Here is a 26,075-nt window from a genome sequence, read left to right on the forward strand (position 1 = left end):
CCCTGCCCTTTAGTCTAGAGCGGCCGGGGAAGGTGGAGAGGGCTCGCCCTCGGCGGCGTCGGCTGCTGGAGAAGGAAAGGGAGAAAGCCTGGTCGGGGAAGCCTGCCAAAAGGCGGGCTGTTTGAGATCGAACTCTTGGCTCCAGGCCGGCAAGAAGGAGCCCAGCTTTTGCCCGGAAAGCCGCAGCCGCTGCACAAAGGTCCATTCCAGACGGGTCAAGGCCCGCCGCACAAAGTCCTTGGCCCAAGCCGGATCCGGAACTTCCGCTGCCTGCAAGTTCACCTGTAAGAGGCCCAGCTTGGGGTGCAGATGGACGCGGGCCTGGATCCCCTGCGGGCGCAGCAGGTAGTCGAGCACATACTGGATGGCTTCTCCATCCCCGCGTTGGGCGCGATACAAGGGGCTGTTGGGGTTGGGCGGCGGCTGGTAGCGCCACTCGCGGTGCCACTCCGGGATCCCTTCGTTGGGGGGAAAGCCAAACAGCTCCACCTGGCGCTGCCGGTAGCTCAACGCTATTTCCTCTAGGGTTGGCAAGAGGCCCTGCAGCAGCCGATCCGCATCCGGAAGGGGATCCCCTTCCAGGCGCAGCAACAGGCGGTGTCCGGAAAGACGCGCCTGCACCTGCAGATGTCCCAGCCCCTGGGATCCCAGGGCTGCTTGCAAGCGAGCCACGATCTCCGGGAGAGCCGCCTGGACCTCCACAGAATGGTCAGACATCGGCAGGGATCCGCAACAAGACCAGATCCAACCTAGCCCAAGTTCGGCAAGGGCTTGGAGGGGTTGCCAGCCGGGGCTAGATTCCCAGGATTAAGCGGGCAACGGAGAAGTAGATCAACACCCCTAGCACATCCACAATCGTGGTGATGAAGGGGTTAGCCATCAAAGCGGGATCGAAGCCGAAGGAGCGGAACAAAAAGGGCAGCCCCGCCCCCGACACCGAAGAGAGAACAGAAATCCCAAATAGGCTCAGCCCGACGCTGATCGCCACCAAGAGATCCCGCTGCAGGGCATAGGCCCAGCCGATGGTGATCAAGCTGAGCATGATCCCCAGCATGGCTCCCACCGCCGCTTCCCGGGCCAGCACCCCAAACCCGTCCTTGAGGCGCACCGTCGCCGTGCTCAGGCCGCGAATCACCACCGTCGAAGACTGGGAGCCGACGTTGCCGCCGCTATCCACCAACAGGGGGATAAAAGCCGCCAGGGCAATCACCTGGCTTAAGACTTCTTCCTGACCGGCAATAATCGTGCTGGTAAAGGTGTTGGTAAACAGCAAAATCAGCAGCCACACCACCCGCTTGCGGGCCGCCTGCCAAAAGCTGAGGTCGAAATAGTCCTCTTCTCCAGACTGCAACCCCCCCAAGGAGTAGATGTCTTCGGTGGCCTCTTGCTCCAGGATGTCCAGTACATCATCTACCGTAACGATCCCCACCAGTCGCCGCTCGGCATCCACCACCGGCACCGCCAACAGGTCGTACCGCTGGATGACCCGCGCCACTTCTTCTTGGTCGGTGTGGGTGCTGACAAACACCACCTCCCGGTTCATCACCTCCTCCAGCCGCTGGGCCGGGTCGGCCATCACCAACTCCCGCAAGGACAGGGTTCCCGTCAGGTGTCGCTCTTGGTCGGTGACGTAGAGGTAGTAGATGGTCTCGGTTTCGCGGGCCAAGAGGCGCACCCGCTCCAGCGCCTCGGCTGCGGTCAGGTTCTCTCGCAGGGAAATGTATTCCGGAGTCATGATCCGCCCCGCGGTGTTGGGGGCATAGCCCAGCAGCAAGGCTGTGGCTTCCCGCTCTTCGGGGCTGAGCTGCGGCAGCAGTTCGGCAACCACCTTGGCCGGCAGTTCGTCGAAGAGGCGGGCCCGGTCGTCCGGCGACATCTTGTCCAGGATGTCCTGGATCTCTTGGCTTCTGAACTCGCGCAGCAGCGTCTGTTGCAGCTCTATGTCCAGGTGTTCGTAAACGCGGATAGCCAGATCCTTGGGCAGCAAGCGAAAGGCCAGAGCCTGCTGCGCCTCCGGCAACTCCCCAATGACCTCGGCAATGTCCACCGGCTGCACCGGCAGCAGGAGAGATTTGGCCTGTTCCAAGTTGTTTTCCTTTAAGGCCAAGCTGAGCTGGCCGCGCAAGAGCTCACAAGATTGCTCGCGGCTCAACTCAGGACTGGGGGCGGGTGGGATCAGCGGGGCGGAATTCAACGGCCTTGCTCCCTGCAACTCTAGCTGTAACCAAAGGTCGGGCGGCGCAAGCCCCGGACTTTAGCCCTGGGGATAAGCCGCCTTATCTCGACTTTATGATGATGTCACGAGCGCCTGCGGATTTCGATCCACGGTATTGGTTCGAGCAATATCCGACGCAAGTATCTCGGCTTGGCCCAGTAGTTGGGGTTATGGCGTCCTCCCCAACCCCCCGTCTACGGGGGGCCCTGGAGAGAACGTCAATAATGCCAGCAAGGCTGAGCCCCTATTTCGCTGGCCACAGCTCGGCTAGAGCCCATAAAAGTCGGGGCCGGATCCCTCGTAGCTGGGGTTAACCCGCAGGTTTAAGTGGGGGCAGACGATCTCGCAGGTGCGGCACTGGATGCAGTTTTCCAGCGACATGGCGTGGGAGCGGATGCCGTTTTGCTCGCGGATGTGGTGGACTTCCGCGGTGCAATCGGCCACGCAGGGGGTGGGGCGGTTGAGCTTGTCGTAGGTGGCAATGCACTGGCGGCAGATCTCGGCGCTGAACTCGAGGATGTGCCGGTTGCCTTCGGGGTAGCGGGGATCCGCAAAAAAGACGGCATCGGATCGCGAGAAATAGCCCGCTCGCGTGGTCAATGTTTCGGGATCCACAACGCTGGGGGCCACAAAGTCCGCTTGGATGGCGGCATGGGGGGCGACATAGCCTTGGGGGGGCGGCTCGCCGGCGCTGACCCGTCCGCTGAGCAAGGTGTAGGCGCGCAGGAGTTCTCCGCCACGACGCACGGGATCCTGCAGGCCCCAGCGCAGGGATCCCAGCCAGGGATGGCCGGCATCCACGCTGCGGCAGATCTGGGGCAGGTACGCTTCCAGCAGACGGGAGTTTTCCAAAAAGGCCTCCCGGAAGTAGCGGCTACGGTAGAGATCTTGGCCAACGGAGCTCTCCATCACCGCCTTTTGGTAGGCCTCTTGGATCCGCAGATCTCCTTTCAAGAAGCCGTCGTGAATGAGGCCCGCCGCCAGGTAGCCGGTCTCCATGGCGTTGTTGATCCCGGCCAGGCTGCCCACATCCAGCACCCCCAGGGCATCGCCCAAAAGCAAAGCCCCTTCGACGCCAAAGCGGCTGGGCAAGCTGTAGTAGCCCCCCTCAGGAATGACGGCAGCCCCATATTTGAGCAACTTGCCGCCGGCAATGAGGGACTGGATCCAGGGGTGGGCCTTGAACTCCTGCAGGCGCTGCTGCGGGTTGAGGTTGGGATTTTTGCTGTCGAGGCCGATGATCAAGCCCAGGGCCAGGCGGTTATCTTTGAGACCATAGACAAAGCCGCCGCTGAAGCTGCCATCCAAAACCGGGTAGCCCAGGGTGTGCCACACCTGCCCCTGCAGTGAGCAAGGGATCTGCCACAGCTCTTTGACCCCCACCGACCACAGTTGCGGGCGGGGGCGCAGGTGAAACTTCTCGACCAGATCTTTGGAGATAAATCCCTTGTCCCCGAAGCAGGTGAGCTCGGCAAAGACGCAATCTTCATAAACCTGGCCGGAGTCGCTCACCCGCACCCCAATGACTCGCTCCCCCTCATAGAGGATCTCATGGGCGGCAAAGCCAGGGAATACGTCCAGGGTGACGTTGGGGATCCCTTTAGCCTTTTCTTGTAGGGTTTCGGCCAGCCAGCGAATGACATGGCTGAGGGTGAGGATGAGCTGCCCCTGTTTGCGCAGCCCCTTTGGGATCGCCGCCTCTGGCAAGTCCCAGCGCTCCTGGGATCCCAGTACGCTCAGGTGGCTCACCTCCACCCGCCCCTCGTGGGGAAATCCTTGGCTCTCAAAATCCGGGAAAAGCCTGGCGATTACCTGGGGATTGCAGATGGCACCACTGATGATGTGCCCGCCGAATTGCCGGGCTTTTTCCAAAAGGGCGATGGAGAGCTTGAGCCCCGAGAGCTTGGCCAGATCCAAAAGGCGATGGGCCAGGATCAGGTTGGAGGAGCTCCCCCCCACCAAAAGCAGGTCGTAGCGGATGGCGTCACTCATGCAAAATTCCCCACCCAGTGGCTCTGGAGAGTCTGCCCGTATCCTAGAAAGGAAAAGTGGAAAGATCCCAAAACTTTAGACCTTCTCAAGGCTTTGGGCGTTCTCCCCGCGGGGGCCCACCCCCAGCCTCTTGCCTTGCTTGGGTAGGGATCCCTCCTTCCTGCAATTTTTCCAGCTAGCCGGATTCGAGCCTCTCTTGCCAGAGAAAAAGGGGCTGTCTTTGAGCTGGCTTGCGGTCTTACTGCTAGCTGGCAGAGCTTGGATTCTACGCTAAACAAGTTGTAGGCGGCAATGAAGGAACATCCTCTGTCCAAGTCTTTCTTGGCAACGCTGGTTGGAGCCTTCTTTGTTCTTTTAGGCTGCAGCGTTGTGCGGCACCACTTGTTTCAGTCGGGAGGGTATGATCTCGGTATTTTCGACCAAGCTGTTTATTTAATCAGCCGTGGCGAGGTTCCTTTTTCTACTATTCGCGGGATCCACATTCTTGGGGATCACGCAGCTTTTATCTTGTATCCTCTCAGTCTCTTGTATCGCATTGTTCCCTCTGTATATTGGCTGTTTGGCATCCAAGCTCTGGCACTAACGCTGGGAGCGCTGGCCGTTTACCATCTGGCGCTCCAGGCCGAGATTGATTCTGGCAGGGCGAGAACAATTGCCGCCGCCTATCTTCTCTACCCAGCCATCTTCAACGCCAACCTTTTTGATTTTCATCCAGAAGTGTTGGCCGTTCCCCTTTTTTTGGCCGCTATACTCTGTGTTCGCTCTGGCAAGCTGTGGGGGTTTTTGCTGTGCCTAGGCGGCATCCTCGGCTGTAAGGCGGCATTGTCTCTCAATGTCGCTGCCCTGGGAGTTTGGCTTTTGATCTGGGAAAGCCGGCGGATTGACAAGCGCTGGCAACGGCGCTGCCAAGTGGCCGGCTGGCTTGCCATAGCGGCAGGGTCGGCTTGGTTTGGCGTGGCTACTTTTTGGATTATTCCTCACTTCAGTGGCAGCGAGCCGGCAGCCGTTTCTCACTATAGCTATTTGGGCAGTTCTGTTCCTGAAATTATCCAAAACTTGGTTCTCAAGCCAACATTAGTCCTGGGCAAGGTCTTCTCTCTCGACACCCTATTCTATGGATTTTTGTTAGTCATCCCTGTGGCTTGGGGCCTCTCTTGGCGCCACTGGGATCCCTGGATCCCTGCCCTGCCAACTTTGGGGCTGAATATCCTTTCTAGCAATCCTGCTTATCGGGACCTGGTGCACCAGTACGCGCTGCCTGTTGTTCCTTTTCTATTTCTAGCTGTTATCGAAAACGGGAAGACGACCAACCCTCCCGCCTCTTCTGCGAAAGTAAACAAAACAGCCCTGATCTGGTCTTTGCTGGCTTTTTTGGCTTTGGCCAAGTATACCTTTTTCGGCTCCCTCTATCTCCAGTCTCTCGACACTTGGCAGGCCACTCGTGAGGCCCTTGCCCAGATCGCCACCTCAGGGGGCGTTCTCACCACCCATGAGATCAGCCCCCACCTCACCCATCGGCGGGTTATTTACTTTACCGACGAGAGCCGCTTTAAGGGATCCCCTCCCGACCAATGGGATCCCTTTGATTATGTCTTGCTCAACAGCCGCCATCCGGGGTGGCGCAGCAGCCCAGAGTTCTCCCAGACCCTGATTGCCGCTTTACAAAACGAAACCTCATTTCGACTTCTCTACCATCGCGATGGGGTGTATCTGTTCTCCAGGCTACGAGAAAGATCCTGACAGGCAGCCGCAGCAATGCCCTGCCTCATCGCAACAAATCGTTAAAAAAAATTGTTACGTCGATCTAAAGAAATTCTCCAAATCGGCAAGGCTTAACCTGGGCTTGGTCTCTCCTTAACTTCGAGCCACTAGTTTTGTAGTGCCTATCCTTATGCGTGAAAACAGTCACGCGGGGAATAGATGTTTTTTGTAAAACATCTAGCTTCTAGAAGACCGACAAGACAAGAGAAGAGGAGAACCAAAGTGAATAGCAATCCGCATGGCCCCCGGCTCCGTCATGGGGACGAGCCTCTGTGCAATCATTCGCCCAACCCTACCTTCAGCAGCATTCTGGAAACCCGCCTGCAGCGGCGCCAAGTGCTGCAGGGCGGCATTGCGGCGGCAGTGGCCACCTTTTTCGGCCTGCCGGCGCTAAACGGCGCTTCCAAATCTGCCAAAGCGGCCAGCGGCAGCTCCTTGCTGGGCTTCAAGGCGATCCCCGTGAGTGCAGAAGACAAAGTGGTGGTGCCCGAAGGCTACACGGCTCGACCGCTGCTGGCCTGGGGTACCCCCATCACCGGCACCTACCCACAGTTCAAGCTGGAAAACACCGGCGCCGAGCAAGGGATGCAGGTGGGCAGCCACCACGACGGCATGCACTTCTTCCCCATTGATGGGAAGGATCCCTGGCAGGGCCGCTCTGATGAGGGCTTGTTGGTGTTCAACCACGAGTATGTGGAGCCGCGCTTCATGCACGCTGCCGCCAAGGGGCAAAAGTTTGACGACGAGGACTATCCGGTCAATCCCGACGGCAGCCGCGATCCCGATCAAGTACTCAAAGAGCTGAACGCCCACGGGGTGAGCATTGTCCACATCAAGCAGCAGGGGGACGGCAACTGGACTGTGGTGCGGGATCGCCTCAACCGCCGCATTACCGGCCTCACCCTCATGGAGATCCACGGGCCTGTGCGGGGATCTGACTTCGTCAAGACCAAGTTCAGCCCCGATGGCACGATGACGCGGGGCACCTTGAACAACTGCGCCCACGGCGTTACCCCCTGGAACACCTACCTCACCTGCGAAGAAAACTGGGCCGGCTACTTCACCAACACCAGCAAAGGGCCGGATCAAAAGCCCAACCTGCCCCGCGAGCACAAGCGCTACGGCGTGAGCACCGAGACCTCCCGCTACGGCTGGGAGCTGGCCAGCAACAAAGCCGACGAGTTCATCCGCTTCAACGCCACCCCCACGGGCGCCGATCCCACCCAGGACTACCGCAACGAGCCCAACACCTTCGGCTGGGTGGTGGAGATCGATCCCTTTGATCCCAGCAGCACGCCCAAGAAGCGCACGGCTCTGGGCCGCTTTGCCCACGAGGGCGTGGTGTTCCAGCCGCCGGTGGAAGGGCAGCCGATTGTGCTCTACATGGGGGACGATGCCCGCTTCGAGTACATCTACAAGTACGTCTCTGCCGAGCCCTACCGCAAGGAGACGGCAGGTGGCCACCTGTTGGATAAAGGCACCCTCTACGTGGCCAAGTTCAACGAAGACGGCACAGGGGAGTGGATCCCGCTGGTGTTTGGGCAAAACGGCCTCACGCCCGAGAATGGCTTCACCAGCCAGGCGGACGTGTTGGTGAACACCCGCACGGCGGCGGATTTCGTCGGCGCCACCAAGATGGATCGGCCCGAATGGGGAGCGGTGGATCCCAAGACCCGCATGGTCTACTTCACCCTGACCAACAACAGCCGCCGGGAACCAGACCAGGTGAACGCCGCCAACCCCCGTCCCAAGAACCAGTGGGGCCACATCATCCGCTGGAAAGAGATGGGCAGTCCCCAGTCCACCCGCTTCGAGTGGGACATCTTTGTCTTGGCCGGCCCCTCCGCCGACAGCCGTACCCTGTCAGGGCAGCCTCTCAACGCAGACAACATCTTCAATTCTCCCGATGGGCTGTGGTTCGACGCCAGCCGTCGCCTCTGGATCCAGACCGACATCAGCGAAAGCAGCCTTAACAAGGGGGACTTCGCCCAGTTCGGCAACAACCAGATGCTGGCCGCCGATCCCGACACGGGAGAAATTCGCCGCTTCTTGGTAGGGCCGATTGGACAGGAGATTACCGGTGTGGTTACCACTCCTGATCAGCGCACCATGTTCATCAACGTGCAGCACCCCGGCTCCACCACCAGTGACGAGGACTTTGCCGCCGGCAAGATCATTTCTCGCTGGCCCGACTACAAGGACGACGTCTACCCCCGCTCGGCGGTGGTGGTGATCACCAAAAATGACGGCGGCATCATCGGTGCCTAACTGGCGCTGATGCAGTCAGCCAATAAAACCCAGCGGCAGGGATCCCTGCCGCTTTCTTGTCTCTGTTCCTGCAAGAGTCGTACTCAAACCTCTCCTCTCCCTGAGGGAGAGGGGCCGGGGGTGAAGGGCCTAATCCCACAAGTTCAAATCCGTCACCGCCCCCAGGCTGCTGCTGGAGACCAGCTTGGCGTACTTGGCCAGAACACCCCGTTTGTAGCGGGGCTCGGGCGGAGCCCAGCGGGCGCGGCGGCGGGCCAGCTCTTCCTCACTAACATGCAGGTGCAACAGGCGAGCGGGGGCATCGATGGTAATGAGATCCCCTTCCTCCACCAGGGCAATGGGGCCGCCTACGTAGGCCTCAGGGGCCACATGGCCCACCACCATGCCGTAGGTGCCGCCGGAGAAGCGGCCATCGGTAATCAGGCCCACGCTGTCCCCCAGGCCGGCGCCGATGATGGCCGAAGTGGGGGAGAGCATCTCCCGCATGCCGGGGCCGCCCTTGGGGCCCTCGTAGCGGATCACCACTACGTCCCCCGGTCGAATTTGGCCGGCGAGGATGGCCTGCAGGCAGGATTCTTCTGAGTTGAAGACTCGCGCCGGCCCCGCGATCTTGGGAGTCTTGACGCCGCTGATCTTGGCCACCGCCCCTTCGGGCGCGAGGTTGCCTTTGAGGATAGCGATGTGCCCTTGGGGGTAAAGGGGGCTGTGCCAGGGGCGGATGACCTCTTGGTCGGGGCTGGGCTCGTCGGGCACGTCCCGCAAAACCTCGGCAATCGTCTGGCCGGAGATGGTGAGGCAGTCGCCGTGCAGCAGGCCGTGGTTGAGCAAGATCTTCATTACTTGGGGGATCCCGCCGGCCCGGTGCAGATCGGTGGCAACAAACCGGCCTGAAGGCTTGAGGTCGCAGAGGACGGGCACGCGGGCGCGGATGGTCTCGAAGTCATCCAGCGTCAGGGGCACTTCTGCTGCGTGGGCAATGGCCAAAAAGTGGAGCACGGCGTTGGTGGATCCCCCTACCGCCATGATGACCGAGATGGCGTTCTCAATGCTCTGGCGGGTGATGATGTCCCGGGGTCGGATATTGGCTTGGATGGCCTCAGCCAAGACCTTGGCCGATTGGGCAGCGCTTTCGGCTTTCTCTTCGTCCTCTGCCGCCATCGTGGAAGAGTAGGGCAGGCTCATGCCCATGGCCTCAAAGGCGCTGGACATGGTGTTGGCCGTGTACATGCCGCCGCAGGATCCAGCACCGGGACAAGCATGGCGCTCGACTGCCAGCAGCTCGTCCTCGGAGATGCGGCCAGCGCTGTACTCCCCTACGGCTTCAAAGGCGCTGACGATGGTGAGGTCGCGGCCGTTGTAATGCCCCGGCTTGATGGTGCCGCCGTAGACGAAGATGGCGGGCACGTTGAGACGGGCCATGGCGATCATCGCCCCCGGCATGTTTTTGTCGCAGCCGCCGATGGCCAAGAGACCATCCATGCTCTGGCCGTTGACCACCGTCTCGATAGAATCGGCGATCACCTCCCGCGACACCAAGGAGTATTTCATCCCCTCCGTACCCATGGAAATGCCGTCGCTGATGGTGATGGTGCCGAAGACCTGAGGCATGCAGCCGGCGGCCCTGAGGGCAGCTTCGGCGCGCTCGGCCAGGGTTTGGATGCCGATGTTGCAGGGAGTGATGGTGCTGTGGGCGTTGGCAATGCCGACGATGGGCTTGCCGAAGTCCTCATCACGGAAGCCCACGGCCCTGAGCATGGCGCGGTTGGGAGAGCGCTGCACCCCCTGGGTGACCACTTGGCTGCGCAGCGGAAAAGGAGGGTTGGCCATCATAGGTAAAGAGCGGGACAATAAGCCCGCGCTGGGATCCAATTCAAAAAAAACAAGTAGAACCTATCCTACTCGGTTTTTCGCCAGGCAAGCCGAACGAGAACCCTGCCGGCAGGCCAAATCTAAAGCAACCCTGTAAGTTCTCGGCTCTCGCTGTCGGGATTGGCCAGCCTAGCTAGTAAGAATCCTGAGGAAGCCTGCGATTATGGTGGTCAGTTCTTCTCCGCCCGTAGTGCCCAGCAGCGCCGAGCGCGAGATGGCGCGGGATGTGCTTACCCTCTCCCGGCATGTGCTGCAGCAGTTTAGCGGCTTTACCCCTGAGGCCCAAGACTTCAGCGCCCTGATGAACCGCATTGCTCTGGCCGGCAAGATGATCGCCCGCCGCCTCAGCCAGGCAGGGCTGATCGAGGGGACGCTGGGGGTAACCGGCAGCGTCAATGTGCAGGGGGAAGAGCAGCAGCGGATGGACGACTACGCCAACCGGGCCTTCATCCGCGCTTTGGAGCAGACCGGCCTGGTGTGCCGGCTGGTATCAGAAGAGCTGAAAACGCCGGCCCGCCTGCCGGAAAACTGCTCCCTCAGCCGCTTGGCCCTGCTGATCGATCCCTTGGATGGATCCTCCAACATTGACGCCAACCTCAGCGTCGGCTCTATCTTCTCCGTTCTTCACCCCCTTGAGGATCGTCCGGAAGCAGACAACCAAGATCTCCTCCAGCCAGGCCGTCGCCAACTGGCCGCCGGCTACATCCTCTACGGCCCCAGCACGCAACTGGTCTATTCCGTCGGCAAGGGAGTACACAGTTTTACCCTGGATCCCAGCTTGGGCGAGTTCATCCTCTCCAAGAGCGACCTTCGCATTCCCGAACGCGGCTCCGTCTACAGCCTTAACGAGGGCTACTTCTGTCAGTGGAGCGAAGGGATCCAGAACTATGTCCGCTATGTCCACCGCCGCGATGGCTACACCGCCCGCTACAGCGGCGCTCTGGTGGCGGATTTTCACCGCATCCTGTTGCAGGGAGGAGTGTATCTCTACCCTGGCACCCGGCAAAAACCAGAGGGCAAGCTGCGGCTGATGTACGAGGCCAACCCGCTGGCGTTTTTGGCTGAGCAGGCGGGAGGCGTAGCCACCACCGGCACCGAGGCCATCCTGGACATCGTGCCCCAATCCCTGCACCAACGAGTGCCTTTGATTATCGGCAGCCGCAAGAATGTGGAAGAAGTGTTGCGCTGCCTGGAAGGGTCGTTGACCCCCTAGCCACCCTTCCCAACCCCGCCCACCCAAGCTGAGCCGACCCTATGGCAACCCTGACTGAAAACCCCTTGCGCGTTGGCCTCAACCAAGAGCGCATTCCGGATCCTTGTATTTTGGTGCAGTTTGGTGCTTCCGGAGATCTGGCCGCCCGCAAGCTGATCCCGGCCTACTACCGGCTATTCGTGCAGCGACGGCTGCCGCCGGAGTTTACCCTGGTGGGGGTGGCCCGGCGCGACTGGAGCCACGAGGTCTATCGGGACAAGATGCGGGCGGCCCTGGAAGAATTTGCCCCCCAAGATCTGGGGCCAGAAGCCCTCTGGCAGGACTTCGCCAGCCGCCTGTTCTATTGTCGCCTCGATATCGGAGAGGCCGAGGGCTACCTGCGTCTCAAGCAACTCCTCGGCCAACTGGATGAGGAGCGGGGCACCCGCGGCAACCGGGTGTTTTATCTGGCGGTGGCGCCGGACTTCTACGCCCAGGCCATCCAGCAGTTGGGGGCAGCGGGGATGTTGGCCGATCCAACCAAAACGCGGGTGGTGATCGAAAAGCCCTTTGGCCACGACCTCACCTCGGCCCAGGAGCTGAACCGCCTTGTGCAGCGCATCTGTCAGGAAGAGCAGGTTTACCGCATCGACCACTACCTGGGCAAAGAGACGGTGCAAAACCTGCTGGTCTTTCGCTTTGCCAACGCCATCTTTGAGCCTCTCTGGAACCGCAACTACATCGACCACGTGCAGATTACGGTAGCGGAAACGGTGGGGGTGGAGGATCGGGCCGGCTACTACGACGCTGCCGGCGCTCTGCGGGACATGGTGCAAAACCACCTGATGCAGATCTATTGCCTGACTGCCATGGAGCCGCCCGTCTCCTTGCGCAGCGACGGCGTGCGCAACGAAAAGACTAAGGTGCTGCAGGCCACCCGCCTGGCGGACACTCGCAATGTAGCTGCGGCAGCAGTGCGGGCCCAGTACGGCCCTGGTTGGATTGGCGGCAAGCCGGTGCCAGGCTATCGCCAAGAGCCCAATGTTAACCCCAACTCGCAAACCCCCACCTACGTTGCCCTGAAACTGGAATGCGACACCTGGCGGTGGCAGGGGGTGCCCTTTTACCTGCGCACCGGCAAGCGCCTAGCCAAGAAGGTCTCCGAGGTGGCCATCTACTTTAAGCAGGTGCCGCTATCTCTTTTTCCTTCGGCAGCGCGGGAGGTGAGCCCCAACATCCTGGTGCTGCGCATACAGCCCAACGAGGGCATCTCCTTGCGCTTTGAGGCCAAGATGCCGGGGCCGGAGATCCGCACCCGCTCGGTGGAAATGGATTTTCGCTACGGGACAGCCTTTGGGTCAACCACGCCAGATGCCTACGAGCGCCTACTGTTGGACTGCCTGCTGGGGGATCCCACCCTGTTCACCCGCGCTGACGAGGTGGAAGCCGCCTGGCGGGTGGTGACGCCGGTTTTATCGGCCTGGGAAGCCCAGCCCGGCGGCAATGGCAGCAGCGTTGCGCCGCCGCTGTACACCTACGAAGCCGGCACCTGGGGGCCGAAGGCCGCCGAAGACCTGCTGGCCCAGTCGGGGCGGCGGTGGCGACGCCTCTAGTTTGTTTCAATCGCTGCCTTTACCCCCAGCCCCTCTTCCTCAGGGAGGGGGGAGTTGGAGGCCGCCGACACGTTCGCGACAGCGTTGGATAGCAATATGGTTGAAACCAGTCCTGGCAGGAAGGATCCCCGCTTGCTGCAGCTAACATGGGCATGGCCTGTTTTTGCGTGGGTGTCATGCCGCCACTGTTATTCCGGTTGTCTGTCCGGTTTTTGCTAACCTTGCCGCTGGGCCTCGCCATGGTGTTGGGGAGAGGGAAATGGGATCCCGCTCGAGCCCAGGTGTTGCTGCGTGTTCCCCTGCCCAATGGGGAGTTGATGCGGGCGCAGGGGCTGCAACTGGCCACGGACGCGCTGCGGCTGGCCCAGTTTGGCCAGACGGAAGAGGCGCTGCGCCGCCTGCAACTGGCGGTGGCCATGGTGCCCACCTCTTCCGAGCTGCTCTACGTTTTGGGCAACGTCCACCTGGAGCTAGGAGACTATGGCCAAGCCATCCAAGCGCTGCAAAAGGCCCGCGCCCTGGCTCCCGACGACGCCGACATTCTCTACTCGCTGGGATCTGCTTACTTGCGGCAGGGCAGCTATTTTGCCGCCGCTGAAACCCTGGAACGGGCTGTTGCCTTGCAGCCAGATAGCCCCAACGCCCGCTTTCAACTGGGCAATGCCTACCTCATGCTCGACCAATGGGATCGCGCCCGGCAGGAGTATGAGAAAACCTTGGAGTTGGATCCCGCCTATTGGCCGGCCATGAACAACATCGGCCTGGTGGACTATGAACAAGGGGATCTGGAGGCGGCCATCGAGCGTTGGGAACGCACCATCGAGATGAACGACGCGGTGGCAGAGCCCTACCTAGCCCTGGCTACGGCCCTCTACGTTCGCGGCGAAACCGAACGGGCGGAAGAACTGGGGGCCAAGGCCATGCGCCTGGATCCCAGCTATGCCCGGCTAGAGGTGCTGCGGGAGAACCTGTGGCGGGAGAACCTGCTGCGGGATGTGCAAATCCTCCTGCGCACCCGTCCTGTTGCAGAGGCTCTGCAGCAAGCCGCCATCGAGCAGTTCAACCAGCAGATGGGCCTTGGGAAAGAGTAGGCTCAGGAGCTGCCCAGAATAGCTTGAGCCTGCGAGGCCCTCTGTCCCTGAAGGGCCTCGACCTTGGCCCGGATGCGCTCGGCAATGCCGACGCTGTTCAGGCCCAGTTCCGCCAGCGATTCTTCAGGAGTGGCGTGCTCCACCCACACATCCGGCACCCCCAGGCGCAACAGCGGCACTCGGATATCGGCATCCAGGAGAGCTTCCCCCACTGCCGAGCCAAACCCGCCCATGAGGCAGCCTTCTTCCACCGTCACCACCAGGCGGCTCTGTTGGGCCAGGGGCAGGATCAGCTCGGTATCCAGAGGCTTGGCAAAGCGGGCATTGACTACCGTCGTGGAGATGCCGTGTTCCTTGAGGATCTCCGCTGCCTGCAAACTGGGATGCACCATCGACCCATAGGCTAGGATCAGGACCTCGCCGCCGCTGCGCAGCACCTCTGCTTTGCCGATGGGAATGGGCTCCCACCCCTCTTCGGCCAGAGGCACCCCCACGCCAGCTCCGCGCGGGTAACGCATGGCGATGGGGCCCTTTGTGTACTGGATCCCGGTCACCACCATGCGCTGCAGCTCCGCCTCGTCTTTGGGAGCCATCAGCACCATCTCGGGAATGCAGCGCAGATAGGCAATGTCGTACATGCCCTGGTGGGTGGGGCCGTCCGCTCCCACCACCCCTGCCCGATCCAAGCAGAAAAAGACCGGCAGCTTTTGAATGCAGACATCGTGGATGATCTGGTCGTAGGCCCGCTGCAGGAAGGTGGAATAGATGGCCACCACCGGTCGCATCCCCTCGCAGGCCATGCCAGCAGCCAAAGTAACAGCGTGCTGCTCGGCAATCCCCACATCCACGAACTGATCCGGCAGTTTTTCTTTGAGCTTGTCTAGGCCGGTGCCGGTGTCCATAGCCGCCGTGATGCCAATGATGCGGGGATCCCGCTCCGCCAGTTTACAAAGAGTGTGGCCGAAGACCTTGCTATAGCTAGGGGGAGTGGGTTTGGTAGGAGGATAGGGTTTGCCGGTGGCTAGGTCGAAGCGGGATTGGGCGTGATAGCTTACCTGCTCAGCCTCTGCCGGTGGGTAGCCCTTGCCCTTGACCGTAGCCACGTGCACCAGCACCGGCCCAGAGATGCCGTGGGCCAGCTCAAAAGCATCCAACAATTCCGCCAGGTTGTGCCCGTCCACCGGCCCTACGTAGGTAAAGCCCAGCTCCTCAAAGATGATGCCGGCCTTGTTGTTCTGCACGGCAGTAACCAGCTTCACCGTCTCCTTGAGACGGTCGATTTCCGGGCTGAGGCTGGAGCCAACTAGAGGTAGGTTCTTTAGCTGCTCCTCCAGGCTGTCGGCCAAAAACTGCACCGGTGGGCTGAGGCGCAGGCGGTTTAAATAGCGCGGGATGGCCCCCACATTGGGGGAAATCGACATGCCGTTGTCGTTGAGAATCACCATCAAGTTGGTCTTGGGCAGGTGCCCGGCGTGGTTGATGGCTTCATAGGCCATGCCCCCAGTCAGGGCGCCATCCCCGATGATGGCCACCACCTTGAAGTTTTCTCCCCGCCGATCCCGAGCGATGGCCATGCCCAGGGCTGCCGAGATGCTGGTGGAGGCGTGCCCGGCCCCAAAGTGGTCGAAGCGGCTCTCACTCCGCTTGAGGTAGCCGGAAATCCCTCCTTTCTGGCGAATGGTATGGAAGTTGTGGTAGCGGCCAGTAAGCATTTTGTGGGCATAGGCTTGGTGGCCCACATCCCAAATCACCTTGTCGCGATCCAGGTCGAGGGTTTTGTAGAGCGCCAAGGTCAGCTCCACCACGCCCAGCCCCGGCCCCAGGTGACAGCCGGCTGGAGAGTTGGCAGCCGTTTGCAAGTGCTTTTCGCGAATCTGGCGGGCTAGGCTGCGCAACTGGCTGAGGCTGAGGTTGCGGAGCTGGTTGGGGTGAGTGATCTCACTCAGGTGCATAGGGGACTTGTCCTTCCGGTGTAATCTCACTGTGACATACTCCCGCACTCATGCTGACGTATAGAGTGCGGGCTTCTCGCTTCGTCGGGGAGCTTCTGCAAGAACCCTCTGCGTTCGGCTTTGCCGTGCCGTTAGGGATGCAGACATGGAATGCCCTACCGCGTAGTTGCACCAGGTTCCGGCAACGCCGTTTTGTACAACTAGATCCATTTTATTGTTGCGAGTCTGCGACGGGGGTATCTGGCACTGACTGCCTCTCGACAGTACAGTGCGGGGCTGATCTACCCCCGAACCCCCTTCAGCTAAATCATTTTCTGGGCGGGTTTTGTTGCCATCCCCTGCGGAACTTCGGAAAACATCGGGATCCCCTGGTCCAAGGGCAGTGAGATCCTGAGAGGGAGCACCAAGGAGCTCATGCAGGGGTTAGCATCGCACAAGGCCCTCGGCTGCTCTGGACTTGAGGCCGACGGCCTGCTGTCGCGATCGGTTTCTGCCTTTTTGTGAACCATGAAAATTGCCGCCAACATCACTCAGCTCATCGGTCGTACCCCTCTTGTGCGGCTAAACCGGATCCCTCAATCCGAAGGGTGTCTGGCTGAGATCGTCGTGAAATTGGAGAGCTTTAACCCTGCCGCCTCGGTGAAAGATCGCATTGCCGTGAGCATGATCGAGGCTGCCGAACGAGCTGGCTTGATCACCCCCGGCAAGACCATCTTGGTGGAGCCCACCTCTGGCAATACCGGCATTGGCCTGGCCATGGCTGCTGCTGCCAAGGGTTACCGGCTGATCATCGTTATGCCTGAGAGCATGAGCCTGGAGCGGCGGCGGCTGCTGAAGGCTTACGGAGCAGAGGTGCACCTGGCCAGCAGCGCCGGCGGCATGGGGGAGGCCATCTGGAAGGCCGAAGAGATCGTGCGCCGCACCCCCAATGCCTATATGCTGGGCCAATTCACCAATCCGGCCAACCCTCAAATCCACGCCCGCACCACTGGCCCGGAGATCTGGGAGGATACCGATGGCCAGGTGGACATCTTGGTGGCGGGGGTGGGTACCGGCGGCACCATCACAGGGGCAGGCGGCTTCCTCAAAAGCCAAAAACCCTCCATTCGACTGGTGGCCGTCGAGCCCAAGGCCAGTGCTGTTTTAAGTGGAGGGCGGCCCGGTTTTCACCGCATCGAGGGCATCGGGGCGGGGTTTGTGCCGGAGGTGTTGCGGCGCGACCTGCTGGACGAGGTAATTGCGGTAGATGACGAGGAGAGCATGGTCTACAGCCGCCGCCTGGCCAAAGAAGAAGGGATCCTCTCCGGCATCTCCACCGGGGCAGCCCTGGCTGCCGCTATCCAGGTGGGGCGGCGACCGGAAAACGCCGGCAAGCTGATCGTGATGATCCAGCCCAGCTTTGGCGAGCGCTACCTGAGCACGCCCCTCTTCCGCAACCTGGAGCGGGAGGAGGCCGACGCCGGGATCCTGCAGGCCAACCCAACCTAGGCCAACAATTCCGACAATCCATCCGACGTTCAAAATTCGCCAGCCAGGGCTGCCACACAGCGCTCGCACAGCTCTGGGTGTTCGGCAAACTCGCCCACCCGGGTGGAATAGTTCCAGCAGCGCACGCATTTTTTCCCCTCCGCTGGCTGAACGGCAACCTGTAGATCCTCCTCTCCAGGGCCGGCCTTGACCAACTCGACTTGGGAAGTGATAAACAGGTAGCGCAGCTCGGCTGCCCGCTCCTCCAGCAGGGCATGTAGGTGGGGATCCGCCACCTTGAGGATGAGTTTGGCCTCGGTGGAAGCGCCGATGACCTTGTCGGTGCGGGCCTGCTCCAGGGCCTTGTTCACCTCCTGCCGCACCGCCCGCAGCTTTTCCCAGGTGGCGGCCAACTGGGGATCCCGCCACTGCTCCGGCAGCCGCATCCAGCCCCCTTCGAACACCGAGCGGGTGGGCTTGGGGTAGGGCAGGTAGCTCCAGATCTCTTCGGCTAGGTGGGAGAGCACGGGGGCAATGGCCTTGGCCAAGTTCTCCAGCACCAGCGACAGCACCGTCTGGCACTGCCGCCGCCGCAGGCTGCGGGCGTGGCTGATGTAGAGGCGATCCTTGCCGATATCCAAGTAGAAATTGGAGAGATCCACCACACAGAAGTTTTGAACCGCTTGGAAAAAGCGGTAGAACTGGTAGTTTTCAAACGATTCGGTGATCTCCGCTCCCACCTCCTGCAGGCGGTGCAGGATGTAGCGATCCAACTCCGTCAACGCTTCAAAAGGAACAGCATCCTGCGCCGGGTTGAAGTCGTAGAGGTTGCTCAGCAAAAAGCGGGCCGTGTTGCGGATCTTGCGGTAGACATCCGCCATCTGCCCCAGAATGGTCTTGCCTATCGGCACATCGCCGGAGTAGTCGACGCTGGAGACCCACAGCCGCAGCACATCGGCCCCGTAGGCGGGATCCGTCTGCGGATTGCTGCCGCCGTTGATGAGCAGCAGGGGATCGATGACGTTGCCCAGGGACTTGCTCATCTTCTGGCCCTTTTCGTCCAGCACAAAGCCGTGGGTGAGCACCGCCTTGTAGGGGGCACAGCCATTGACCGCCACTGAGGTCAGCAAGCTGGACTGGAACCAACCTCGGTGCTGATCCGAACCCTCCAGGTAGAGATCCACGGGGTAGCCCAGCCCGCGTGCCCGGGCCACCGCCGCCCAGGAGGAGCCGGAGTCAAACCAAACATCCATGGTGTCCGTGCCCTTGCGGTAGGTGCGGCCATGGCGGCGGTACTGCTCCGGCAGCAGCTCTTCCACCGGGCGCTTCCACCAGGCGTCGGATCCCTCTTGGGCGAAGATGGCCTTGATGTGGTCGATAGTTTCGGCTGTGAGCAGCACCTCGCCGGTCTCCTCGTCGTAAAAGACGGGGATGGGCACCCCCCAGGCCCGCTGGCGGGAGATGCACCAGTCGGAGCGCTCCTTGACCATGGCGGTGATGCGGTTTTCCCCTTCCGGTGGGATCCACTTCACGGTTTTGATGGCCTGCAGGGCCAGCTCCCGGAAGCCGGCTACGGACGCAAACCACTGCTCGGTGGCCCGGAAGATGGTTGGTTCTTTGGTGCGCCAGTCGTAGGGGTATTTGTGGTTGTAGGGTTCTTCCTTGAGCAGGGCGCCGACAGCCCGCAAAGCCTTAATGACAGCTAGGTTGCCACTGGTTTCTGGTTCTTTGGAGAGCACATCTAGCCCGACAAACTGGGATCCGGCCTCGGCGGTGAATCTCCCCTGCTCATCCACAGGGCTGAGGATGGGCAGGCCGTATTTTTGGCCGGTCTTGAAGTCCTCTTCCCCATGCCCCGGCGCCGTGTGGACAATGCCGGTGCCGGACTCGGTGGTAACATAGTCCCCCAGCACACAGAGGCTGCTGCGGTCGAAGAGGGGGTGGCGTCCCTGGCAGTACTCCAGGGCGGATCCCGGCAGGGTGGCCTTGACCTCTAAGGGGGTCTCCAGGACTTTCTCCAGCCGCTGCCGCAAATCGGCGGCAATCAGTAGTAGGCCGAAGCGGGGAGACTCCACCACCGCATAGGTAAGCTTGGGATTGAAACAGAGAGCCAAGTTGGCCGGGATCGTCCACGGGGTAGTCGTCCAGATGGCCGCCCGCAGGCCTGGCAAGAAGGGCTCCAAAATCGGCTGCGCCGCCGGGCTGAGGCTCTGCAGAGGAAAAGCTACGTAGATGCTGGGGGAGATGTGGTTGTCGGGATATTCCAGCTCCGCTTCCGCCAGGGCTGTCTGGGAGCTGGGGCTCCAGTGGACGGGCTTGAGGCCGCGGTAGATGTAGCCTTTAAGGGCCATCTGGCCAAACACCTCGATCTGGGCCGCCTCGTACTCCGGCGATAGGGTCAGGTAGGGCCGATCCCAATCTCCCCATATCCCCAGCCGCTGAAAACTGGCCCGCTGCACGTTGACGTAGTGCAAGGCGTACTCTCTGGCCTTTTGCCGCAGTTGTAGGGGGGTGAGGCTCTGCCGCTCCTGGGGGGAGAGGCTTTGCAACACCTTCAGCTCGATGGGCAGACCGTGGCAATCCCAGCCGGGCACATAGCGCACCTTGCGCCCCTGCAGGAGGTGGTACTTGTTGATGATGTCCTTGAGGATCTTGTTGAGGGTGGTGCCCATGTGGATGTCGCCATTGGCATAGGGCGGCCCATCGTGCAGCACAAAGGGATCCCCAGGATTGTTCTCCGACAGACGCTGATAGATTTGCTCTTCCTGCCAAAAGGCTTGGATGGCGGGCTCCCTCTTGGCAGCCTCCGCCCGCATGGGAAACTGGGTTTGCGGCAGGTTGAGGGTACTTTTGTAGTCCACGGCAACTTGAGCAGGCTAAAGGGCGTCCTTCTATCCTACGCCGTTGCCTCGTTCTCAGTCTCCTTGGCCTGAGGGGAAGGGATCCGGCCCGCCACCTTGGTAAAGATTTGTGCTAGCCTCAGGATGTCGTTGAGTAAGGGAGGTTCCAGCGGATGCCAGATAGTAGTTGTTGTAAGGGTCGTCAAGTTGGGTTCAGCCGGCTGTGCGCCGGGGCTGTTCTCTAACGGCCTGAACTCAGATCCTTAGCTTGCTGAGGAGTCTTCGCGTTCTGGCTCGCTTGGAGTTCCTCCCGGCAGTCAGGTTCCAGTTGAAGGCCCGCTAGACCGCTCTCTCCTGGACCGCCTGTTTTGCCTGGGTGGTGGGGGAGAGCGGATAGTTTTTCTGCAAGTTTTCGACGACCGCCGGGGCTTGGAGTCGAGCAGAAATCTTCCGAGGGCTTCCAGACCTCTCAAATCTCAGCTTCGCCCAAAAGATCTCAACAACTACCCAGGTCAAGAGTCCTTAAGGGCTGTCGATCCCTCAGGGTTGAATGACGAGGCGCCGGCTTTCGACAACAAGGCCACTCTGGTTGACTAGCATCACCGAGAGCCAGCGGGCGCCAGCTTCTGGCGGCGCATCTGCCTGCAGGAAGAGCCCGCCCGCCTGCAGAGGTTCAAGGGCAAACGAAGTTAGATCTAAGTAGCCGGCCGCAGCCACGGGCTGCTCCTCGACGGCGCCCAACAGCAAAGATTGGGCGAGGGGCTCGGCCACAATGGCCTGCAGCGAGTAGGGGGATCCCGGCTTGACCACCTCCGGCAACCTGAAGGTGACGGTGGGGGGCGCCGAGCCGGAGGTGAGGGTGCTGGCCTCCCGCAGCACTTCCTGCTCCACCAACAGCAGTTGCTCCGGCTTGGCCGCATTCGGGCGGTAGCGGTTGCGCACCAGGGCAGAGGCCTGCACCTGAAACTCCCCCCGCGCTGAAGATTGGGATCCCTGCACTTGGCTGGCGATCTCGGCCACGATCTCAGGGCCTAGCCGCCGCCAAGAGAGAATTTCCGCTGCGTAGGTCAGCTGGGGATGGGCCTCCCACAGCTTGCGAATGGCCCTTTCCACCCCCTGCCGATCCAGGCCGTCGCGGTGGCGGAAGTCGGGGCTATAGCCGGCCATCACCTCCTCCAGATCCCGCCGGTTGGCGGCCTCTATTTGCTCTTGCAGCCACTTCACCAAGGGAGCCGGTGCCGGGGCGGAGACCTGTTTTTGGATCCCGCTTTCCAGAGGCAAGGGGGCAGCCTGGGCCGCTGCCTTGCTGGGCAAAGGGATCCCCCAGCTCAAAGTCAGAGCAAGGAACCCAAGCAGTTGGGAAAGGGTGGATTGGAAGCTCAAACTGGGGGCCTCCGGCGGCAAATCTGCCTCTCTTTAGTTTAGCTTGCTGAGGATCGAGGTTTTGAGGTTTGGCGTTGCCTCACTGGAGTGGGCCTGGGTTTATCCTGGGAGCTGGGTTCTCGGCGAGGTGTGCATGGCGTCCCACCACTCCCCTGCTTTCTTAGCTTTGGTCAACGAGGCCAAAAGCCGCATCCAAGAGCTGACAGTCGAGCAAGTCAGGCAGAAACAACTGCAAGGGGATCCCTTTTATTTGGTCGACGTGCGGGAAGAGTCGGAGTGGCAGGCCGGCCACATCGTCGGCGCCATTCACCTCAGCAAAGGCATTATCGAGCGGGACATCGAGAAGGTGATCCCAGACAAAGAAGCCGAGATTGTCCTCTATTGTGGCGGCGGCTTTCGTTCGGCGCTGGCAGCCGATAACCTGCAAAAGATGGGCTACCGCCGCGTGATCTCCATGGACGGCGGGATCCGCGCTTGGCGAGAGGCCGGCTTTCCCGAATCTCAGCCCTCACCCCCAGCCCCTCTCCCAGAGGGAGAGGGGAGTTAGAGCAGTGCGTTCGCAACCGCGTCGCCTAGCAATAACGCAGAAGCCCTTGGCTACTGCTTCGCAGTTGACCAGCGGCCTAGGTAGCCGGTTCCTCTCTTCCCATCTGCTTTCCCAAGGTAAAGAGAACTATATTGGTCTCTAAGGTCATCGGCCCAGATCTCCCTCTCATCCCCACCATGCTCCAAACCCTGCCCCGCCTGGATATTGCCACTCGTTTGCAGCAGTTGCGCCAGCTTTTGCAGGAACAAAATCTCGATGGCTTTTGGGTGCCCTCGGCTGATGAGCACCTCAATGAGTATTTGCTGGAATATCGCAAGCGGCGGCAGTGGATCACGGGCTTTACCGGCTCGGTGGGCGATGCCCTAATCAGCCAAGACCGCGCCTGGCTGTGGGTGGATCCCCGCTACCACGAGCAGGCGGAGCGGGAGGTGGATCCCAACCTGTTTACGGTGATCAAAGGCGGCCTGCCGGAGCAGCCCAGCCTGATGGAGATCGTGGAAGAGCTGGGATCCGGCTTTCGCCTGGGGGTGGATCCTTTTACGGTGTCGGTGGCCACCTACCGCCAGTTGCAAGCCCACGCCCAAGCCGGAGGAGTGCTGCTGGTGCCGGTTAGCGAAAACCCACTGGACAAGCTGGCCAAGGAATCTAGCCAAGCTCTCTTGGAGCAACCCATCTACCCTGTCCCTGCCCAGCTCTGCGGAGCCCCCCCCAGCGACAAGCTGGCCCAGGTGCGCCAGGAGATGCGCCGCAAGCGGGTGGGACTGTTGCCCCTAACCAAACTGGATCAGGTAGCTTGGCTGTTTAACCTGCGCGGCTCCGACATTCCCTACAACCCGGTCTTCCGCGCCTATGCGCTAGTTGCCCTGGAGAGGGTTGCCCTGTTTACTGATCTGGAGCGCCTCACTCCCTCCGCAAAGCAAGTGCTGGCTGAGGCAGGGGTAGAGCTCTGGCCCTACGAGGCCTACCGGGAACAACTGCCCCAGTGGGCCGAGCGCTACGGGCCAGTGGGAGTAGATCCCAAGCAGACTACCCAGGGCACGCAAGAGCTGCTGCGGGGGGCAACCTGTCGCGAGTTGGATCACCCCGTGGATCTCCTCAAGGCGGTCAAAAACCCCACCGAGCTGGAGCAGATGCGCCTGGCCAACCGCAAAGCCAGCCGGGCCAAGATCCGCACCCTGGCCTGGATTGACCGGCAAATCCAAGCAGGGATCCCCATCAGCGAAGCCGATGTGGCCGCTGTTATGGAGGCCCACTACCGCGAGGAAGGGGATTGGGTGGGCCTGAGCTTCAACACCATTGCCGGGGCCGGCGCCAACAGCTCCATCGTCCACTACGGCACCCCCGATCCCCAGAAGTTCTTGCAGACAGGCGAGTTGTTTCTGTTGGATTCCGGATCCCACTACCTGGGGGGCACGACCGACGCTACCCGCACCCTCTGGATTGGCCCGCAACCGGCGGATCCCCTGTGCCGGCGGCGCTACACCGAGGTGCTCAAAGCCCACATTCACTGCGCCCGTCAGATCTTCCCCCCCGATACCTACGGCGTCTCCTTGGATGGCATTGCCCGTTCCAGCCTTTGGCAAGCGGGGCTGGACTACGGCCACGGTACCGGCCACGGTGTCGGCGCCTTTTTGAACGTCCACGAGGGGCCCAACGGGATCCACCGCCGCGCCAGCACCCCCCTCAAGGTAGGCATGATCACCAGTATCGAGCCGGGCTACTACCAGCCGGGCTGGGGTGGAATTCGCCTAGAGAACCTCTACGAAGTGATTGCAATTCCGGAGCCAGAGGGCTGGATGGGCTTTCGCTCCCTGACTTGGATCCCTTTCGATAGGCGGCTGATCGATTGGGATCTCTTGGACGAGGCACAGCGGGCTTGGCTTGAGGAGTATCACCGCCAGGTCTACGCCATTCACCACGCCACCTTGTCAGAACAAGATGCCGCCTGGTTAAAACGCGCCTGCGGCCTCGCCGAGTGAGACTGCCCCTGGCCAGCCCCTTCCCAGCTCGCTCAGGGCCCCAGAACCCCGACCGCCAGCGGCACCTCTAGCGACAAGGGATCCCGCCATGAACCCGACAACCCAACATCGGCTCATCCTCAAAATTGTGGCCGGCTCCGCCTGGGCCGATGGGCACCTAGAGCCGCAGGAGTTGGCCTATCTGAGATCCCTGCTGCGCCGCTATGGTTTGGAGCACGATGCCGAGCTGCGAGAGCTGATCCAAGAGCCCATTCCGATGGCGCAAACGGAGCGCTGGATGGCCGATTATCTCGCCCAGGCCACCGAAACCGAGCGCCTACAACTTCTGGGGGCAATCGGCAACCTGATGATGGCCGACAACGCCGTTTCTCCGGAAGAGCACGACCTTTTGGATGACTACTACACCCTAATGGCAGGGATCCCGCCTCGCCCAGAATCGGCACCCCATCTGGTGAAGGGCGTGGGGCAGTTTTTCCGGCGCCTGGTCAAGGCTGTAAGGGGGGACATTGCTTAATCAATTCTTAGCTGAAAAATAGGGTTCTCATAACCTGTACGAGGTGCAATCTACTTCTGGAATAGACATAAGTTTGGAAAAGTTAAAAACTTGCTCTGAATTCTATAATTCTATAAAACGGCTAGATTTCATGGATAAATAGAAGGGGCTGTGCTAGACTGAAGCCATCGCTGGGGACAGGGCTATGGCTGAGCGTTATAGACAGGTAGAGCGGGTTGGGTTTGGCTCGCGGCTGGCCAGTTCTTTTGTATCAGTGTTTGTTGGATTGTTTTGGGATCGTTCTGGCTTTTGTTTTGGAATGAGGGGCGGGTCAACCTTGCCCAAGTGGCAACTGGGGCCATTGAAATCAGTCCATTGGGCTCGCCCTCTGCGCCTCTTGGAAGCTTAGTATCGCTCACAGGCCCAATTACCAGCAATGAGCTTTTGGGCGATAATCTCTTCCTGCGGCCAGGGCCGTATATTGCCGTCAGGCGCAAGGCGGAAATGTATGCTTGGGAAGAGGAAAAAGAAACTCGCACTCAAGAGGAGTTTGGCGGATAGGAAGTCAGAGAGACAATCTATACTTACACCAAAGTCTGGACGGAAAACCCCGAAGATTCAAGCCGGTTTTATCGCAGCAGTGAGCACGTCAACCCACCGATGGCTTTTTCCAGCCAACTCTTTCGAGTCAGCCAGGCTCAAATTGGGAATTACCGAATTGGAATGCAAGATTTGCAGATCGAAACTCCCTACGCTGTTCCTCTGGAGCCCCAAACGTTGATCCTGGGGATCCCAGCTAGGGTGGAAGGCTCTTATGTTTTCAAGGGGCGGGGAACCCTGGCCAATCCACAAATTGGCGATATGCGAACTTCGTACACTGCCTTGTACAGCGGAACTCAAGTAACTGTCTTTGGTCGTTTGGCCACCCCTAACAGCCTAGAGAGCTACCTGGGGCCGCGCAGCATTCGATTTTATCGGCTATTTGCCAGCGATCGATTTGCAGCCATTGAGCGTCTTGCTGCCGAACACAATGCCCTGACTTGGATCCTGCGCTTTGTGGGATTCTTGATGATGTGGATCGGGGCCGACTCTTTCTTCGTCCCCCTTCATACGATGCTCAGCATCTTTCCTTTTCTAAGCGGCCTGGGGCGATCTATGACGAGAGTGGTCACCTTTTTCATAGCCTTGGTTTTAACAGGGACGACTATTTTAGTCTCATCGATAGTGCATAATCCGGTGGCGCTGCTCCTCTGTTTGGGTGTGGCGGGAGTTTTCATCCTCAACGTGCTGGGGCGACGTCCCAGACGGCAAGTGGCAGGTTTTTAAGAGTTCCTCTGCCGGCACAGCAAAGAGCTTGCAGCGCTGCTGCATCCATTCAAATATGGCTGCTCCGAAGAGCAGCGAAATAGCTTG

The 26,075-nt window shown here is 60.6% G+C and carries 17 protein-coding genes; 10 read left to right on the plus strand and 7 right to left on the minus strand.

What is annotated here, in order from left to right; translation table 11 throughout:
• Positions 1 to 9: 9 nt before the first annotated feature.
• From ACVW0R_RS02845 to ACVW0R_RS02855, 3 genes are all read right to left on the minus strand, one after another.
• Positions 10 to 717, minus strand: coding sequence for a hypothetical protein (locus ACVW0R_RS02845; RefSeq protein WP_071813519.1), 708 nt, complete (start codon positions 715 to 717; stop codon positions 10 to 12).
• A gap of 76 nt (positions 718 to 793) precedes the next feature.
• Positions 794 to 2,194, minus strand: a complete 1,401-nt coding sequence (gene mgtE / locus ACVW0R_RS02850; RefSeq protein ID WP_414388495.1) for a magnesium transporter — start codon at positions 2,192 to 2,194, stop codon at positions 794 to 796.
• 288 nt (positions 2,195 to 2,482) lie between these two features.
• Positions 2,483 to 4,207, minus strand: coding sequence for an electron transfer flavoprotein (locus ACVW0R_RS02855; RefSeq protein WP_457501606.1), 1,725 nt, complete (start codon positions 4,205 to 4,207; stop codon positions 2,483 to 2,485).
• 369 nt (positions 4,208 to 4,576) lie between these two features.
• Between ACVW0R_RS02855 and ACVW0R_RS02860 the strand changes: the two genes are divergently transcribed.
• Positions 4,577 to 5,947, plus strand: coding sequence for a DUF2079 domain-containing protein (locus ACVW0R_RS02860; protein ID WP_240530389.1), 1,371 nt, complete (start codon positions 4,577 to 4,579; stop codon positions 5,945 to 5,947).
• 243 nt (positions 5,948 to 6,190) lie between these two features.
• Positions 6,191 to 8,236, plus strand: a complete 2,046-nt coding sequence (locus ACVW0R_RS02865) for a PhoX family protein (protein ID WP_457501607.1) — start codon at positions 6,191 to 6,193, stop codon at positions 8,234 to 8,236.
• A gap of 129 nt (positions 8,237 to 8,365) precedes the next feature.
• On the opposite strand, the gene ilvD is transcribed toward ACVW0R_RS02865, so the two are convergent.
• A complete protein-coding gene (gene ilvD, locus ACVW0R_RS02870) occupies positions 8,366 to 10,063 on the minus strand; it encodes a dihydroxy-acid dehydratase (RefSeq protein WP_011430529.1) in 1,698 nt (565 codons plus the stop codon).
• A gap of 256 nt (positions 10,064 to 10,319) precedes the next feature.
• On the opposite strand from ilvD, the gene fbp reads away from it, so the two are divergent.
• The 3 genes from fbp (at position 10,320) to ACVW0R_RS02885 (ending at position 14,001) form a co-directional block, all read left to right on the plus strand.
• On the plus strand, positions 10,320 to 11,318 hold the full coding sequence (fbp, locus tag ACVW0R_RS02875; protein ID WP_011430530.1) for a class 1 fructose-bisphosphatase: 999 nt from the start codon (positions 10,320 to 10,322) through the stop codon (positions 11,316 to 11,318).
• A 41-nt stretch (positions 11,319 to 11,359) separates the two neighbouring features.
• Complete coding sequence (gene zwf, locus ACVW0R_RS02880; protein WP_457501608.1) at positions 11,360 to 12,910, plus strand: glucose-6-phosphate dehydrogenase; 1,551 nt, start codon at positions 11,360 to 11,362, stop codon at positions 12,908 to 12,910.
• A 176-nt stretch (positions 12,911 to 13,086) separates the two neighbouring features.
• Entirely contained in the window at positions 13,087 to 14,001 is a 915-nt protein-coding gene (locus ACVW0R_RS02885; RefSeq protein WP_240527867.1) for a tetratricopeptide repeat protein, read from the plus strand.
• A 2-nt stretch (positions 14,002 to 14,003) separates the two neighbouring features.
• Here ACVW0R_RS02885 and dxs read toward each other — a convergent pair whose 3' ends face one another.
• On the minus strand, positions 14,004 to 15,953 hold the full coding sequence (gene dxs / locus ACVW0R_RS02890) for a 1-deoxy-D-xylulose-5-phosphate synthase (protein ID WP_414402844.1): 1,950 nt from the start codon (positions 15,951 to 15,953) through the stop codon (positions 14,004 to 14,006).
• A 507-nt stretch (positions 15,954 to 16,460) separates the two neighbouring features.
• Between dxs and cysK the strand changes: the two genes are divergently transcribed.
• Positions 16,461 to 17,441: a cysteine synthase A gene (cysK, locus tag ACVW0R_RS02895; RefSeq protein WP_011430534.1), complete on the plus strand. Its 981-nt coding sequence runs from the start codon at positions 16,461 to 16,463 to the stop codon at positions 17,439 to 17,441.
• 29 nt (positions 17,442 to 17,470) lie between these two features.
• On the opposite strand, the gene ileS is transcribed toward cysK, so the two are convergent.
• Together ileS and ACVW0R_RS02905 are read right to left on the minus strand one after the other, a co-directional pair.
• Positions 17,471 to 20,236: an isoleucine--tRNA ligase gene (gene ileS, locus ACVW0R_RS02900; RefSeq protein WP_457501636.1), complete on the minus strand. Its 2,766-nt coding sequence runs from the start codon at positions 20,234 to 20,236 to the stop codon at positions 17,471 to 17,473.
• Positions 20,237 to 20,800: 564 nt separating this feature from the next.
• Entirely contained in the window at positions 20,801 to 21,574 is a 774-nt protein-coding gene (locus tag ACVW0R_RS02905; RefSeq protein ID WP_240527866.1) for a Cif family virulence factor, read from the minus strand.
• A 202-nt stretch (positions 21,575 to 21,776) separates the two neighbouring features.
• Between ACVW0R_RS02905 and ACVW0R_RS02910 the strand changes: the two genes are divergently transcribed.
• From ACVW0R_RS02910 to ACVW0R_RS02925, 4 genes are all read left to right on the plus strand, one after another.
• Positions 21,777 to 22,190, plus strand: a complete 414-nt coding sequence (locus ACVW0R_RS02910) for a rhodanese-like domain-containing protein (protein ID WP_099813392.1) — start codon at positions 21,777 to 21,779, stop codon at positions 22,188 to 22,190.
• A gap of 131 nt (positions 22,191 to 22,321) precedes the next feature.
• Positions 22,322 to 24,169, plus strand: a complete 1,848-nt coding sequence (locus tag ACVW0R_RS02915) for an aminopeptidase P family protein (RefSeq protein WP_457501609.1) — start codon at positions 22,322 to 22,324, stop codon at positions 24,167 to 24,169.
• An 88-nt stretch (positions 24,170 to 24,257) separates the two neighbouring features.
• A complete protein-coding gene (locus tag ACVW0R_RS02920) occupies positions 24,258 to 24,683 on the plus strand; it encodes a tellurite resistance TerB family protein (protein WP_011430539.1) in 426 nt (141 codons plus the stop codon).
• A gap of 555 nt (positions 24,684 to 25,238) precedes the next feature.
• Positions 25,239 to 25,988 carry a TMEM43 family protein gene (locus ACVW0R_RS02925; RefSeq protein WP_099813152.1) on the plus strand — a complete coding sequence of 250 codons (750 nt, stop codon included), beginning with the start codon at positions 25,239 to 25,241 and terminating at the stop codon, positions 25,986 to 25,988.
• The last annotated feature ends 87 nt before the right edge of the window (positions 25,989 to 26,075 follow it).

This window comes from Thermostichus sp. MS-CIW-15, assembly GCF_054060575.1.